The 14,688-nt window shown below is 64.0% G+C and carries 13 protein-coding genes; 8 read left to right on the top strand and 5 right to left on the bottom strand.

Translation table 11 applies throughout. From position 1 onward, the window contains the following. The first annotated feature begins 380 nt into the window (after positions 1-380). From QZX93_RS24425 to QZX93_RS24405, 5 genes are all read left to right on the top strand, one after another. Complete coding sequence (locus tag QZX93_RS24425) at positions 381-725, top strand: hypothetical protein (RefSeq protein ID WP_295390431.1); 345 nt, start codon at positions 381-383, stop codon at positions 723-725. Positions 726-728: 3 nt separating this feature from the next. Further along, positions 729-1,064: an AAA family ATPase gene (locus QZX93_RS24420; RefSeq protein WP_295390434.1), complete on the top strand. Its 336-nt coding sequence runs from the start codon at positions 729-731 to the stop codon at positions 1,062-1,064. A gap of 128 nt (positions 1,065-1,192) precedes the next feature. Beyond that, a complete protein-coding gene (locus QZX93_RS24415; protein WP_295390436.1) occupies positions 1,193-1,561 on the top strand; it encodes a hypothetical protein in 369 nt (122 codons plus the stop codon). Positions 1,562-1,642: 81 nt separating this feature from the next. After that, a complete protein-coding gene (locus QZX93_RS27520; protein WP_366761147.1) occupies positions 1,643-1,990 on the top strand; it encodes a ribbon-helix-helix protein, CopG family in 348 nt (115 codons plus the stop codon). Next, entirely contained in the window at positions 1,987-2,394 is a 408-nt protein-coding gene (locus tag QZX93_RS24405; protein ID WP_295390440.1) for a PIN domain-containing protein, read from the top strand. Before QZX93_RS27520 ends, QZX93_RS24405 begins: the two co-directional genes overlap by 4 nt. Before the next feature lie 39 nt (positions 2,395-2,433). Here the strand turns inward: QZX93_RS24405 and QZX93_RS24400 are convergent, their stop codons facing one another. Genes QZX93_RS24400 through QZX93_RS24380 form a run of 5 tightly spaced genes read right to left on the bottom strand, consistent with a single transcriptional unit; the run spans position 2,434 to position 11,251 of the window. Continuing rightward, the gene (locus QZX93_RS24400) at positions 2,434-3,420 is read right to left on the bottom strand and encodes a hypothetical protein (protein ID WP_295390442.1); all 987 of its coding nucleotides are present in this window, start codon (positions 3,418-3,420) and stop codon (positions 2,434-2,436) included. 28 nt (positions 3,421-3,448) lie between these two features. Then, complete coding sequence (locus QZX93_RS24395) at positions 3,449-5,563, bottom strand: hypothetical protein (protein WP_295390444.1); 2,115 nt, start codon at positions 5,561-5,563, stop codon at positions 3,449-3,451. A 14-nt stretch (positions 5,564-5,577) separates the two neighbouring features. Next, the gene (locus tag QZX93_RS24390; protein ID WP_295390447.1) at positions 5,578-7,533 is read right to left on the bottom strand and encodes an OmpA family protein; all 1,956 of its coding nucleotides are present in this window, start codon (positions 7,531-7,533) and stop codon (positions 5,578-5,580) included. Between the two features lies 1 nt (position 7,534). Next, positions 7,535-10,480 carry a tubulin-like doman-containing protein gene (locus QZX93_RS24385; protein ID WP_295390450.1) on the bottom strand — a complete coding sequence of 982 codons (2,946 nt, stop codon included), beginning with the start codon at positions 10,478-10,480 and terminating at the stop codon, positions 7,535-7,537. A 15-nt stretch (positions 10,481-10,495) separates the two neighbouring features. Next, positions 10,496-11,251, bottom strand: coding sequence for a hypothetical protein (locus tag QZX93_RS24380; RefSeq protein ID WP_295390452.1), 756 nt, complete (start codon positions 11,249-11,251; stop codon positions 10,496-10,498). Between the two features lie 466 nt (positions 11,252-11,717). Here QZX93_RS24380 and QZX93_RS24375 point away from each other — a divergent pair, with 466 nt between their 5' ends. The 3 genes from QZX93_RS24375 to QZX93_RS24365 are packed head-to-tail and all read left to right on the top strand — an operon-like array spanning position 11,718 to position 14,667. Next, positions 11,718-12,737: an efflux RND transporter periplasmic adaptor subunit gene (locus QZX93_RS24375; RefSeq protein ID WP_295390454.1), complete on the top strand. Its 1,020-nt coding sequence runs from the start codon at positions 11,718-11,720 to the stop codon at positions 12,735-12,737. Beyond that, positions 12,737-13,981, top strand: a complete 1,245-nt coding sequence (locus QZX93_RS24370) for an ABC transporter permease (RefSeq protein WP_295390457.1) — start codon at positions 12,737-12,739, stop codon at positions 13,979-13,981. Before QZX93_RS24375 ends, QZX93_RS24370 begins: the two co-directional genes overlap by 1 nt. Continuing rightward, entirely contained in the window at positions 13,978-14,667 is a 690-nt protein-coding gene (locus QZX93_RS24365) for an ABC transporter ATP-binding protein (protein ID WP_295390459.1), read from the top strand. The genes QZX93_RS24370 and QZX93_RS24365 overlap by 4 nt, the downstream gene beginning before the upstream one ends. Positions 14,668-14,688 lie beyond the last annotated feature (21 nt).

Below are 14,688 nucleotides of genomic sequence, written 5' to 3'. Positions count from 1 at the left end.
GGCACACCGCCGACACCCAAGCTGCCTCCCGCAGAGGTTTGGATCAACCCGCCGGCCGCAGGCTTAACCGAGATCCAAGAGCCTCCCGAGCAACACTAAATTCGACACCCCGGTGTCTCATTTTCATTGACACATTCCGGCGAGCCGTCCATCAAAGATGAAAATTCTGGCCCGCCCGCGTGAACCTGCGATCAATGCGATCATCTCCACCAGATCATCTCCACCAGATCGACAGCGCATGATCGCGGTCGCTGCTGGACGGGGCGCACTCCTTACGCGTCGACTGAACCACAGAAGAGCGCGACGAGGACCTGACCTTCAGTGTGCATCAGGACGGCAAGCCGGGCCGCACTCGTCCGGCCAGTGCGGCAGAGGCAAGGGTGCTCTCCAGCATCACCAATGCCGAGTTTCCGCACCTGTTCGCCTTGCGCGAAGAGCTGCGCCACTGGCATTTACTACAACTCGATCCCGCCCTTCTGCGCCGACCAGTACCGACCACGGCCGCCGATATCTTGGCCGCGGACGGCTCCAACCTGGCGGCGGTGCTGGCGCGATTGAAGGCCGAGACGGCGACCGAGGCCCACCCCAGCGGTATCCTCACCGACATCGCGGCCGACTTGAACAACCTGATCCCCGGGATCGGTCGAATGGACGCGCAGTTACATGAGGCGAGTCGTGAATACCGCATCGAACTCACCATGCGCGATGGCTTGCCCTTCAGTTAGCGCGTGATCTCCGACGGCACCTTGCGCGCGCTGGCCCTACTGACCCTCTTGCATGACCCCCGGCAGCGGGGATTGATCTGCTTTGAAGAGCCCGAAAACGGGGTCCACCCAGCGCGGATAAAGCAGTTGATCCAGCGCCTGCGGGACCTGGTCACCGATCCCCAGGGGGTTGCCGAAGGCGACGAAACGCTGCCTTTGACCCAATTATTCCTGAACAGCCACTCGCCAGTGGTGCGATCCGCATTGATCGACAAGACCCTCAGCCCAATCCAGGGCTCCATCCTGTTTGCGGACACCGCCACCGTCAGCGATCCCGAAAAGAAAGAACAACGGCGCTGAACCCGTCTGCGCCCGCTGGCATCGGCGAACCAACTCACCCTGTTTAGCGACAATACTGTGTCACAGAGTTTCGTCTCCGACTTTGAGGTTAAGAGGGTGCTGAAAACCGTGAACACGGAGGGCTGACTATGCATTATTTGGAATTTTCGGAAACCGGTAGCGGGGTGGCTGTCATCCCTATTCGCGAAACCGAGGCGTGGGCACTGGTCGATGGCAATGCTCTATCCAACGTCTTGGGGAGCACGCTGACGGATACCGCCTTGGGATTGCCGCCGTCGGCCAGCGCTGTTGAGGCAGTATCGGATCCCAAGGACTGGCTGAATCACGCATTTGCGGCCACGCATCCGACCGGCCGCCCTCGCAAACAGGGCATCTCGCCCCTATTAAATGCCTTGGCAGAACACGTGTCCCTGCCACTGCTGCGCCGACTCACCGCCTTCGCTGCGCTGGAGGACGAGTTAGGGGAGGCCCTGCGACAACTGCGGATTCTGCCATGAGTGCCACCTCGGTGATCCGAAGGTCTGGAACTTCCTCCACAGCCCGTACGAGCGCCCTAGCTCGGCAGTTTCGTGTGGTGGATGCGGCTCTTGGGAGGCCTGGGGAGGCGCTCCCGACTGGCGTATCCCGCTTGCACCAAGCGACGCGAAGCAGTAGCGTTCGCGAGACAAGAGCCTAAGGAGCACATTTCGATGCACCGCACACAGATTTCACTCGAACCAGACCAATACCGCAAATTAGGACAGGAGGCACAACGACTCGGGATCAGCGCGTCGGCGCTGATCCGGCAGTTGGTTGACGATTACCTCCGGTGCCCCACCCCGGAGCCCGAGGACCCGCTCGCTGCCATTACCGGCATCGCACACGGAGGCGGAGAGCCCATCGGTCGCGAACATAACCATTATCTCTATGGCCGCGATCGTTCGTGAAACGGGTCTTCGTCGATACCGGCGCCTGGTACGCCCTCGTCGATGCTGACGACCCGGACCACGCGCGCGTTGCCACCTGTTTTCGCGAGTACCGAGGGCGACTGGTTACCAGCAATTACGTCTTCGATGAAATCATCACGCTAACCCGCTATCGCTTGGGTTGGGAAGTGGCCAGTCGCCTCGGCGACCAGTTACGAGCAAACCGGGTCGCGCAGATGGAACCCATCACACCGCAGGATGAAGATACCGCCTGGACGATCTTCTCTCGCTATCGGGACAAATCATTCAGCTTCACCGATTGTACCAGCTTTGCATTCGTCAAACGGGCTGGTATAGCGTTATGCCTTGCCATTGATGGAGACTTTCGCGCCTACGGATTGCATTGCGTTCCGGAGTTGGATTGACAAGCCATAGACTGCGTGCTCAACAAGCGGACAGAGGACTCATGGACCAGGGGACGCCTCGCTGCTTGCGCTCTGGTCGGCGAGCTTGGTCAGGCGCAGTTCGATGCGGCGCGAATCGGCGTCGTCTGCGGGACCGGTGGGATGAACCGGAATCGTTTGACCGGCGGAGTAGGTGCGTACCTGTATCTGTTCCAAGGCCGCGTGGTCGGAATGCTGCGCGACGAACGCCTGCCAGGTCTGCTTGATGGCAAGCGCACGTAGCAGGCCTAGGTCATTGTTGGAACCCGGTCGCAAGCTGGCGATGGGTGCCGTACCGGCGATCACTGCCGACAGCCCCCCATCCAGGTTGCCACAGTTGGCTTTCATCGGCATGCTGTCGGTGTGCCCGATGATCTCCAGCGTATTGACATTCTGCAAGGCATTGGCGTTGCGCTTGACGATTGCAGCGGCGATCTCCTGGAAGCCGCCTGTCCGCAGGCTTTCGGTGGCAACGGCGGTCACCGTCGCCCCGCCGGATGGGAACAGCACGTCCGAGGGAATGGTAATGATCGGCGGCTTGTCGTTAAGCTCTGCGACCTTCCTCTCAAGGTCCTGGCGCTGCTTATTGCAATCGGCCAAGTCTTCCTCACAACGGCTCCCCGGGCCTTTCATACATTGGATTAGCCGCTCTTTGAGTGCCTGGTTCTCGTCCGCTAGCCGCTGCTTCTCCGTTTGACAGATCGCCAGCGCGGCGACATCCTTTCTAAATTGTTCGCATGCCTTGATTTCGGCGATTGCTCGACTGAGCGTCTCCGCAAGGGCATCCTTGTATTTCTCATCGTTCTCAGGTGGCAGTGAGCCCATGCCCAACAACGTGCGCAGTTCGATGATCCTCCCTTTGAACACATCTCCGGGGCGTGGGTTTACCAGAAACACGAACATCACCACGGCCACCAGCGCAATGGCGGTGATGAACAGTGTCATGAAGAGATCGCTGACGCTGGGCCAATAGGAGACCTGATGGCCGGCCTCGTCGTCGCTGATCATGGTTCAGGTCTCCCTGCCCGTGCATCAGTCATTCGCTGCTGCCGAAGATGCGTCCGAACAGCCCACGGCCCGCCAGTCGGCCGAGTCCTTCCAGTGCCCCGTTCAGGGTCTCGAGATCCCGGGCCAGCCGTTGTTGCTGATCCGCGGCCGCGATGGCCGCGCCGCCCAGTTCCGCGGCGACCGAGCGGCCCTGCTCCAGTAGCCGGTCGAGGTCGCCATGCAGCGCGGCGCCGGCCTCATGCAGCCGGGTCGTCTCGGGTAGCCAATGCTGCCAATCGGCACTGACCTGCTCCGCGCGCTTCAGCAGGGTCTCAATGTGGGCGCTGGTCTCCTGCTGGGCGCGCAACAGGGTCTCGACGGCCGGGCGCAACGTGTTAGTGTCGTTGGTGAGCTTGCCGATGTGGGCGGTGAGCCCGGCGAGTCGCTCGGCGGTTACGGCGGCGGTCTGCTGCATGTCGGCCAGGCCCTGTTGAGCGTTGGCGAGTTGTTCCGTGGTCAGGTCGCTGGCGGCAACGATGTCACCGCGCGCCTCGACCATCACATCCCGGGTCTGCGAGGACGCCTGAAGTGCGGCATCGATCCGAGTCTGGACCTGTTCCAGCCGACCCACCGAGTCGGCGACCCGCGTGATCGCGTCGTTGGCGCTGCTGTGAAGGTTCGTGATAGCCGCCAGCGCCACATGAAGGGCCTCGCGGAACCCCTGTTGAGCGTCGTTCAGGCTGGCACGAACCTGGCTCGCCGTCGCCGTCAGCAGGCTGTCCACGCGCCCGGTGGCGGCATCAAGGCCCGTATTCAGGTCGGTCCGCATACCCTTGGTGGTGGCATCGCACAGGGCCTCGACCGAGCGGGTCAGATTGGCGATTGTCTGGCTGGTATCGGCCTTCAGCGCGCGGTTTTCGGCCGCAACCGACTGCGCTGCATCACGCAATGGCAGTGCGGCGGCATCCAGGCGCGCCACCGCGTCCTGACAGGCCGTCGCCAATGCATGACTCGCCGCCTGTGCAATCACACCGCTCGCGGACTGACAGGCGGCCTGGAACTGTGCCGGCAGCGCATCCGTCGTGTCCTTCAGCAGCCGATGAGACGCTGACAGGTGTTCGGACAGTATCGCTCCGGCCGTCTGCATCTGCGCCGCCGCCTTGTTCACATCAGTGGCCACAGCGAGCAGGCCATCGAACCGGCTGACCACGGGCGCCGTCGGTCCCAGATGATCAGCGATGGTCTTGCTGAGGATATCGAGCCTGGGGGCGAGATGCTTGACGCCCCCGACAAAGCGATTCGATGCCTCCTGCAACGGCGGTGCGTTATTCTGGAAGCCCTGCGCCGCGTCGGTGAGCCGCTGTACGAAGCCATCGAGGTTGCGCTGACTGGCGAGCATCTGGGCCGTCAGGTCCGCCAGTTGAGCCCTGACGCCATCGAGCTCCCGACTGAGCGACGGGGGCGGGAAGCGCGCGAACAAGTCTTCCAAGTCCAGTTGGTCCAATTCCCCAGCGAGGGTGCCGCGGTTGTGGGTATAGAGCCCACGTACCATGGCGACGATGACGGTCAGCACCAGTGCCCAGAGGCTCGGAAGGAAGGCCTGGCTCAGGTCATGGATCAGATTTTTGGCATTATTAATGCCGCCTGGTCCAGAGGATGACTGTCCGCCCTCGGCCTTACCGACAGCCGAACTCGCTTTGATTGCCTGTTGGGTCTCCCCATTTCTTTGGTCAGCCGTGATGTCGAAATCTCTCAAGACCGGCTTGATACAGAACAGGGTGCCTGCGATTCCGCAGACCAGAAGCAACCCGGCAATCCCACCTGACACCCGCGCCGAGCCCCGTCGCGCCTCACGGCGTGCGGAGACCTGATGCAACTCCTGCAGGGAAATAGCACGACTAGAGCGGCGCGCATCCGCGGCGGCACGCACGTGGTCCCCGAAGTGGGAGTCGTCGAGGCGCCGCTCCTTCAGCCATCCGCGGTAATCGTATTTCTCATCAGAATCGGGTACATCCTCTAGCCCAAGGCTTCCGCGACGCAGTGCATCCCGTTCCGCATCGATACCCTTATACGCCAGCCAAGCGGCGACGATGCCAACCAGACCGATAGCGCCAACCAAAATTGACAGGGAGATCGGCAAGGCTCCCAATGCTGACTGATCCATGCTGCGCTGCTCCGCTACTGTCCAGGCTCCACCACCCAGACCTCGGCGCGTCGGTTGCGCGCCCGGCCCGCCTCGGTGTCATTGGTATCCACGGGCAGTTCCTCGCCGAGCCCGGTGGTGACGGTCTGCACGCCGAGTGTCGCCAGTCGTTCGGCGACCGTCCGGGCGCGCTTGACGGACAGCGAAAAGTTCTCCTGCTCATCGCCGATGGCGTCGGCAAAGCCCAGAATAACAACCTTGGCCCCGTGTGCGGTCCTGGACTGCAATGGCCCGCTAAGACGTTCCACGTCTGCCTGGGCCTTGAGATCCAGTTCCGCCACGTCAAACGCAAAACGCAGATTGGTCGGATACTGCTCCGCGCTGGCCACCTTGTGCCCGACCGCACTCCCCAAGGCCGAGAGGATCAGCGGGTTTGTCGGCGAGCCACCTGGGGAAGTCAGCAGACGCCGGTCGACGAAACCCGCGGCCTTCACCGCAGACTGCCCGACGTCGGACGCAATCCAGGTCATCAGGTCCCTGGCGGACTGTCGCGAACCAGGAGAGCACGTCGCCAACACGCGATAGCACAGCGGGTAGTTCTCGGTGCCGATGGAGAAGTCGCTGGGCTTCAGTGCCGGGGCTTCTCGCGATGGTTGGTAGGCGAGCAATTGGCCAGCCGGGTGCCGTTGCCATTGGTGATGGAGCACGGCGCTCAGGGCACCAGGGTCCGACTGTACCGCTGTGAAAGGGTCCGCGACGACGCTCAGGGCCAGGGACGGCGCGAGCCGCGCAATCACCGGCGCGGATGCGGCGTCCGTGCCCCAACTGCTCAGGCGCAGGTTCGTCACCGGGGTATTGGCGCGCGCGGGATGTCCCAGCAGCGCAACGGCGTCCAGCGCGATGACCGCGGCGTGGTCGCGCGCGGTCATCGCCTGACCAGGAAAGCGTGCGCTGAACTCTGCCTGGGTCTGCTTGTCTGGGGCTTGGTCGGCAATGACCAGATCGGCACGCCCGGCGAGCAGTGGGCGATAGGGATCGGGGTCCGCAACACTGACCAAAACGCCGGGGGCGATCACCGGGTCGTGACTCGCAACGAACCAGTGTTGGGCGTCCGACGCCGTTCGGATGGTGCTGCCGGGGGCATGGGCCTCCAGCAAGGGTAGCACCAGTGCCTGGGCCAGCACCGGGCTGGTGGCGATGATCGCCGAGGCCGACAGGGTATCGACACCATCCCGGGCGGCGGCCAGCGCGCCATTCAAGGTGTCGATCAATTGGGGATCTGGTGCCGGTGGAGGGGGTGCGGGCCCCGCCAAACGCTGTGCCCGTTTGAGGCCCCTATCCACGTCCACCAACAGGGTTCGGAAGGCGTGTCGTGCATCCGCATCATCGGGTGGCGCGGCGGCCTCGGCGGCTGCAAGGCCGGTCTTCAAGGTCTGGTAGTCCCCGACCAATCGCTTGGCTATCGCCTGTACCCCAGCGCTTTTGGCACTCGGTCCAGCGGCTCCGAGCAGTGCCTGCCGTTGCTGCTCCAGGTCTTCCAAGCGCGCCCGCAACTCGGATGCCTTCGTCGTATCCCGGGCAGTGACCGCCTTGGTCGCATCGTCCCGCAGGTCTTGGGCAGTACGCCGCATTTCGTCCCAACCCTGACCCGGACCAGGCCGTTTGGGGATCGGCGCCTCCAACCCCTTCAACCGGTCATTAAGCCCGGTAAGTTCCGCGTGCAGTCGGTCGTGGTCGTCGCGCCAGCGATTACCACCGAACAACAACGACAGCAACAGCGCCATCATGAGCAGTCCGACCAGCCCGGCCATGGCCCAGAACGGCGCCGGATAGCGCTCTCGTAGTGCCGTCAGCAGCGGTACCGGCCGGCGCCATTGCGCGCAATCCGGATGGCCCCGGGGACACACTCCGGGCTCGTCGACCAGCACCGCGCGGGTACGCGCATGTTCACATTGGCCGCTCGGCTCCTCGCAGCGGAAGTAGTGGCCCATGTCAGTCCGCCAGTGGTTTTAGCAGCGTCAGCATCCGGTCCCAGCGCTGATATTCGGGCGAGGTCAGGCCGTGCTGCTTGTCCATCTCCAGACGTTGTTGATTGAGCATGTCGGCCAGCCGTTGCCGGCCGATGCCAGCGAGGGCCTGCCCAAGACGCGCATGCAGCATGAACATCTTGCCGTAGTCCGGACCGGCGATGGCATCCTCCAGAGTCAAACCGAGCGGTTCGGCATGGCGCCCGTCGGTGTCCTCGTAGATCAGGAACACGCCGTGCTCATCGACCAGAACGGCGCCGATATCGGAGTGCTGCCCGAGCCAGAGTTCGGCCGCGTAGCGCAACCGCAACGTCGCGTCATCGGGAAGGAACACGTCTGGCCGAAGACCCTGCTCGCCGGGTGGATCGATATTACAGAAGTAAATCGTGTCCGGATTGCGCGCGCCTTGGGTGGTCTCCTGATAGCGATCACCGAGGGCCTTGACCACCGTGGCAAAGCGGGCGGCGAGCCAGTAGTCGATCGTCAACAGGCGGATCTGTCCCGGGTCGTCATGGTCAAAGACCTCAAGCAGGCGGTTATCGCCCGCGGGCAGGGCCCTGATGAATTCCTGTTCCAAGGTCGGCCCGAACGGGTGGCGTGGCAGGCCGATCACCAGCAGCCGCCGTGGCATGTGCGGGACTCCGGTCCCCGCGCCGAGCAATTGCATCGGCTGGATATCGTTGCGCAGAAGCAGCGCGACCGCGGCCTGGCCGAGAAAAACCTGCAATTCAGCGAGAAACGCTGGACGATTCGCCGTATAGCGTCCTTGCAGGATGTCGAGCACAGAGTCCTCGAGAATCGGCTGCCCCTGCCCATTGGCCGCGTAGTCCAGATGGATCTGTTCCGCCTGCTGCCTGGCGAGGGGCCGCAACGCGTCTTCAATGGTGGTCAGTGCGTCCCTAGTATTACTCATGGATGCGAGGGTTTGTTGACTGCCGATGACCGTCACGACCTCAGCACGCATCAGGGCCGCCGCGGTTTGCTGATGATGCTTGTGGCAGCGCATCCAGGTCAGGAAGGTGTCCAGTGCCGCCGGGTCGAACTCATACCGGTTCGCGGTGACGTTCTGTGCGAGCGCACGCAATTCCTGATCGATCTGATCCCGGTCCTGCACCACGGTCTGAAGCAGCCCCATCAGATCCTGCTGGACGGACAGAAAGCGGGTCTGCACCTGCGGCAGTCGGTCCGCAAGTTCTCGGACGAACTCGCGGTCCAATTCAGCCAGCCGTCGACGCAGATCCGCCTCATGCACCCCCCCGCAATCGTTCGCATGCGCGGTAATCAGCGCCTTGCGCCGGCCGGTGAGCCCGGCGCTGAGCCAAGTGAGCTTGTCCCACTCCATGCGGCGAGCCTCAATGATCCGCTGCAGGCGGTCCCCGCTAGCCTGATCCGCTACGGGAGGCTCTTCCCCATCGCGGCGTAGTTGCGCGCCTAATTCCGCAAGCACCTGCGGAATGCAAGCCAGCGCAAGGGGTTGGTTCCACCAAAGCCCCGTCAGGATCGCCTCTATCCGACGTACTGCCTCGGCCACCCGGCCCGGCTGGTCGCCCCGGCGCTGCCTAATCAGGGCATCGACTCCGCCTTGCTCGAACTGGCTCAGGTAGAACTGTCTGAAGGCCCGCTCGATGTCCTGCAAGGTCGGTGGGACTGCGCCGGGCGCTCGGGCGCGCCCGGCGGCCAATTGGGCGAGGGCCGTGCGCAACCGCTGCGTAAGGTCCTCGACCCTCGGCACTGGTCGCCGCTGATCTTCGATCGCAGCCAGCAGGATAGCCACCACGCCGGCAGTCGCCGCGCTGGAGCTATCCGGCAGCAGGTCGACATAGCCGCTGGTCTCGCGCCAGTGGTTGAATATCATCTGCCTTAGCGCACTCGCCAGCAGATCCAACGCCAGCAGGGTCTTGATCTGTTCGGTCGGCACCTCCCAACGGCGCATCCCTAGCGCGCTAAAGCGGTAACTGCGCTCCGGACGGCCAGACGGCTCGGCCGGGAACGTCGCCAGAGTATCCTGGCCGGTCAGGCTAGCCTGACCGGCCGGGCTCAGCTGCCCGGAAGACCAGGCAACGATGCGCTCAAAACATGCCTCGGCGACAATCCGGATCTGAGTATCCAGCAGAACCTTATGCCCGGCGCTGTTGAATGGGGCAGTGATGGTGGCCTGGTTGATCGGTTCCACGCCGGAGAACTGGGCGCCGTTCATGCCGTCGCCGAGCAAGTGCGGGCGCAGCCGACCGCAGATCAACGCGTTCAGATCACGCAGTCCCGTGAACTGGTTCTGGAAGAAATAGCCGATATTGGCGCCTTGTTCATCGGCATCGGTCACATACACATAAACGTAAATTGGGAACTGATTAGCACCGCTGCCGGGATACTTGGTTCGGATCAGTGTGACCAGATCGATCAGACCACCGCTGCCGGTGCCACCGGCCAGCGTTGCAAAAAGATGGAAGGCACACTGGAACTGGCCTATGGTGTTCAGGGCATTGACCTTTTGAATCACTGCATCGCGCACCGTATTCGCCTTTTCGGCAAATAGCAGCCGACCAAAGCGCCGAAGTTGATTGGCGCCCTCGCCCTCAATGTTCTGCTGACTGAGGAAACCTTCGACCCGTGCCTTATCTCCGATCCATGGGGCAATGTCGGGCCGCAACGCCAGTCCACCAATGGTAGCCGCCCCCGGACGCTTGAGAATAAGCCATTCTCTCGGGTCCAAGGCCAGATCCGTCCCGAAGACGGTCCAGGAGCGCCGGTGGTTCTGCACATCATTGCTGGAGTCGATCGCGAGAAACGCCGTTCCCACGCCCTGCCGGCGGAGTATCGCCGTATCTTTCGCCCGCTGCTCCATAACCTTGCGCAGTTCTCCCAAGGTCCTTCCGCCCTGGCCACCCAAACCGATGAATAAATGATTTCTCATTGTCAGTCCCTGCTCTCAAACCTGGGGATGGACGCGGATGTCACTGACGGCCGCGATGGGCACGATCAGGACCTGCAGGCCAATGAAGATCCAGAAGAGCGCGGCCAACACGATCCGCAACTCGGCCGCACCGGCGGTCAGCTTGGGGGTCGCGTCGCTCAACGCCGCCTGGATCTGGGTCGTGACCGCGTAGGCCACCCAGGGGTTGTCGTCCGTCACGGTAAGCGGAAAGGCCTTCGGCGGGATCTCTTGCAGGGTCTCCTGGGCCACCTCGTCCGGATTACGCATCTGACAGGGGGCGCCGGGGCCCAGGGGGCCGGAGCGGGTCAGCGGGCAGCGCACCAGCGATGCGGCCGTCTGCGCCAGGGTCTCCAGGTCGCGCCGATTGCGCAGGGCCATCTCGTTGTCGGCCGCGCCAGAGGTCAATGCCAACTGTTGCTGGGCGGTTACGAAGATGTCGTATCGTAACGCGGGATCGCTCGCCATCTGTTTCGGCAGCGTCGCGGCCTGCAGTTGCAGCCAGGTGCCGACACGCTCGGCACCGAGCCAGAACAGCGCCGAGCTGCCGATGACCAGCGCCGCGACGGTGCCGAAGGCCGCCAGGCTCGGGCGGGTAAACAGACCCCAGCTGGTGTTCCAGGCCAGACCCCACAGCCAGTGCAGAAGAACCAAGGACAGCACCAGGGCGATCAAGGCCCAGAGCACCACCACGAGGTCCAGCCTGGCGGACACAAGCTGGTACACGAAGTTTAGCGAGTCGAAGTAGGTCATGTGTATCCCTCTGGGTTGACCGGCAACGGCAAGACAAAGGCCCGACCGTTGCGGTCACCAGAATCGGCGCTTCCGGTGGCCCAGGGCAGAACCCGCAGTCGGCCTAAGTATAAGCCGGAGCGGGGGGGCAAGTATAGCCCCATGGCTTCAACAAGGGGCACCGGCACTCGAAGACCTAAGAAGTGGCAGTTGAAGCTTATGCCCAGGGACTTGCTGAATAGCGCATTTGCGGCCACGCGCCCGACTGGCCGTGTAGAAATATACACGGGCAAGTGCGCCGCACGGCCTCTTGAATGCCTTCATCCGTAAGCTAAGTTGGGGTGGGCGTGGCGAGCCCCAATGTAGTTGAGCGGTGCCCGGAGGATGCAGCGCCGTGTCGCGAACACGGTTCGCCCCTGGTCGATGCCGGGCCGCCCGCCTTAACATGCCGCGGCGACCGGCCCAATTGATCTGAACTGACTGACCAATGCGAAAAAAATGGGTCTGGATCCTCGTCATCGGCGGCGCCGCGCTCGCTGGCGGACTGTGGTGGTGGCGCGCGGGTCCGCTCGCGGTCGCGGTGGTCACGCCCACCCGCGGCCCGGCGGTGGAGGCGATCTATGCCACCGGCACCGTGGAACCCACGGTGATGCTGCCGATCGCCCCGCGCCAGGGCGCAAAACTGGCCGAGGTCAAGGTCGATGAAGGTGCGCTGGTCAAGAAAGGCCAGACGCTGGCCCGGCTGGACGACGCGGACCTCGACAATACGGTGGACGAACTGGAGTCGCGCCTGCGCTTCGCCCGGCTCAATCTGCAACGCAAGGAGGACTTGTCCGGCCGCAAAATGCTGGCCAAGGCCGACCTGGATCAGGCCCGCAGCGACCTGGAAATGGCCGAGGCGGGTCTTAAGCGCGCCACCGCCCTGCGCGGCTTCATGACCCTGACGGCCCCGGCCGACGGGCTGATCCTGCGCCGCGACGGCGAGGTCGGCCAGTTCATCCCGTCCGGCCAGACGGTGTTCTGGTTCTCCTGCTGCGCACCGCTGCGCGTCACCGCAGAGGTGGACGAGGAGGACATCACCCGGGTGCGGGTCGGGCAGCCCGCCGTGTTGCACGCCGACGCCTTACCGGGCGTGGTGTTTGACGGCACGGTGAGCGAGATCACCCCCAAGGGCGACCCGATCGCCCGCAGCTTTCGCGTGCGCATCCGGCTCACCGACCCGGCGCGCCTGCGGGTGGGCATGACGGTCGATGCCAACCTGATCGTCACCGAGCGGGCCGACGCCCTGCTGGTGCCCTCGGGCGCGCTCACCAACGGCGCGGTCTGGGTCCTGGCCGACGGGCGACTGCACCGTCAACCGGTCAAGACCGGGGTGACCGGGGCCGTGCGCACCGAGGTCCTGGAGGGGCTGGGGCCGACCGCCCAGATCGTTGCCACACCAACCGAAACCCTGCGCGAGGGCGCCGCAGCCCGCGCGCGTCCGCCCGCCCCCGCCGTATCGCCCTGATGTTGCTCCAGCTCGAGGTCGCAGTCACGCACCTGACCGGGCGGCGGCGCCAGACCCTGGTATCGCTCACCGGGGTGGTGCTCGGGGTCGCCTTCTTTCTGGCGGTCTCCTCGCTGATGCGCGGCTCGGAGAAGGACTTCATCAAGCGCCTGGTCGACAACAGCCCCCATATCACCGTCTCGGACGACTACCGCCACCCCCGCACCCAGCCGGCCGAACTGCGCTGGACGAATGCAGCGGTACACATCAGCAACGTCAAACCGCAGACCGAGACCCGGGGCATCCGCGGCTACCGCGAGCGGCTGGCCTTCGTCGAATCGCTCCCGGGGCTGCGGGTGGCGCCGATACTCCTCGGCTCGGCGGTACTCACCTTTGCCGGCCGTGAGCAGGGCGTGACCCTGTCGGGCATCGTGCCCAAGGTGATGAAAACGATCTCGACCCTGCCGGAAAAGATGATCAAGGGCTCGATCGACGCGCTCGAGGCCAATCCCAATGGGATCATCATCGGCACCGGGCTGGCCGAAAAGTTCAATCTCACCCTCGGCCGCAACCTCAGCGTGGTGGCCGCCAGCGGCGGCAGTCGCGCCATGAAGGTGGTCGGTATCTTTCGCACCGGCAATGCCGCCTATGACGAGAACCAGACCTTTACCCTGCTCAAGCGCGCCCAGGTCCTGTTCGACCGCTCCAACCGGGCCAACCGCTTACTGATCCAGCTCGACGACCCCTATGCCGCCCGCGAGGTCGCCCGCCAGATCGAGGCGGTGGTCGGCTATAAGGCGACCTCGTGGGTCGAGGCGTCCGAGGATATCCTGAGTGTACTCATCGTGCGCAACATCATCATGTATAGCGTGGTGGCCGCCATCCTGATCGTCGCCTCATTCGGCATCTACAATACCCTCTCGACCATCGTACTGGAGAAGACCCACGACATCGCCATCCTCAAGTCGATCGGCTTTCACGCCCGCGATATCCGGCTCATCTTTCTGTCCGAAGGCGTCATCATCGGCATGATCGGGAGCGTCTTCGGGATGGCCTTGGGGGCCGGACTGATGCAGTTGCTGTCGATCGTCCAGATCAAGCCGCCGGGCGTCTCGGAGAAGGTCTTTCTGCCGATCTGGTGGGGACCGGAACAATTCGCGCTGGCCACCGCCTTTGCCATGGCCTCCTGCATCCTCGCCGCCTATCTCCCGGCCCGCCGCGCGGGCAGCGTACACCCGGTCGAGATCCTGCGGGGCGCCGCGTGACGACCATCCTGCGCGCCGATAACCTCACCCGCACGCTCCCGGGCGAGGTCCCCGTGACCCTGGTGGAGGATGTCAGTCTCACCATCGAGCGGGGTGAGTTCATCTGCATCATGGGCCCCTCGGGTTCGGGCAAGTCCTCGCTGCTCTATTTGCTGGGCCTGCTCGATGTGCCGACCGCCGGACGGGTCTGGCTCGACGGCGAGGACACCTGTGCCTATGGCGAGGAGGAGCTCGCGAACCGGCGGCTGGAGAAGCTCGGGTTCGTCTTCCAGTTCCATTTCCTGCTCGCCGAGTTCTCGGTGCTCGACAATGTCACCCTGCCGATCCGCCGTCTCGGCCGACTCAAAGAGACCGCCGCCCGCACGCGCGGCATGGAGTTGTTGGAGCGACTCGGCGTCGCCGATCAGGGCACCAAACACCCGCATCAGCTCTCGGGCGGTCAGCGCCAGCGGGTGGCCATCGCCCGGGCACTGGCCAACGACCCGCTGGTGATCCTGGCCGATGAGCCGACCGGCAATCTCGATTCGGTCGCGGGCGGCACGGTGCGTCAGATCCTGCGCGACCTGGCGCACGCCATGGGCAAGACGGTAGTGGCCGTGACGCACGATCCCGTATTCGCCGCCGCCGCCGACCGCCGGATCGGGATCGTCGATGGCCGAATCGATGCCGACTGGCGACCGGCTTAATCGTTATCTAATTGCAGCTCC

It is taken from the genome of uncultured Thiodictyon sp. (assembly GCF_903946935.1).
In the GTDB taxonomy this organism is placed as follows: domain Bacteria; phylum Pseudomonadota; class Gammaproteobacteria; order Chromatiales; family Chromatiaceae; genus Thiodictyon.
The sequence above is the reverse complement of the archived record's forward strand: the minus strand, read 5'-3'. Positions and strand labels throughout refer to the sequence as shown.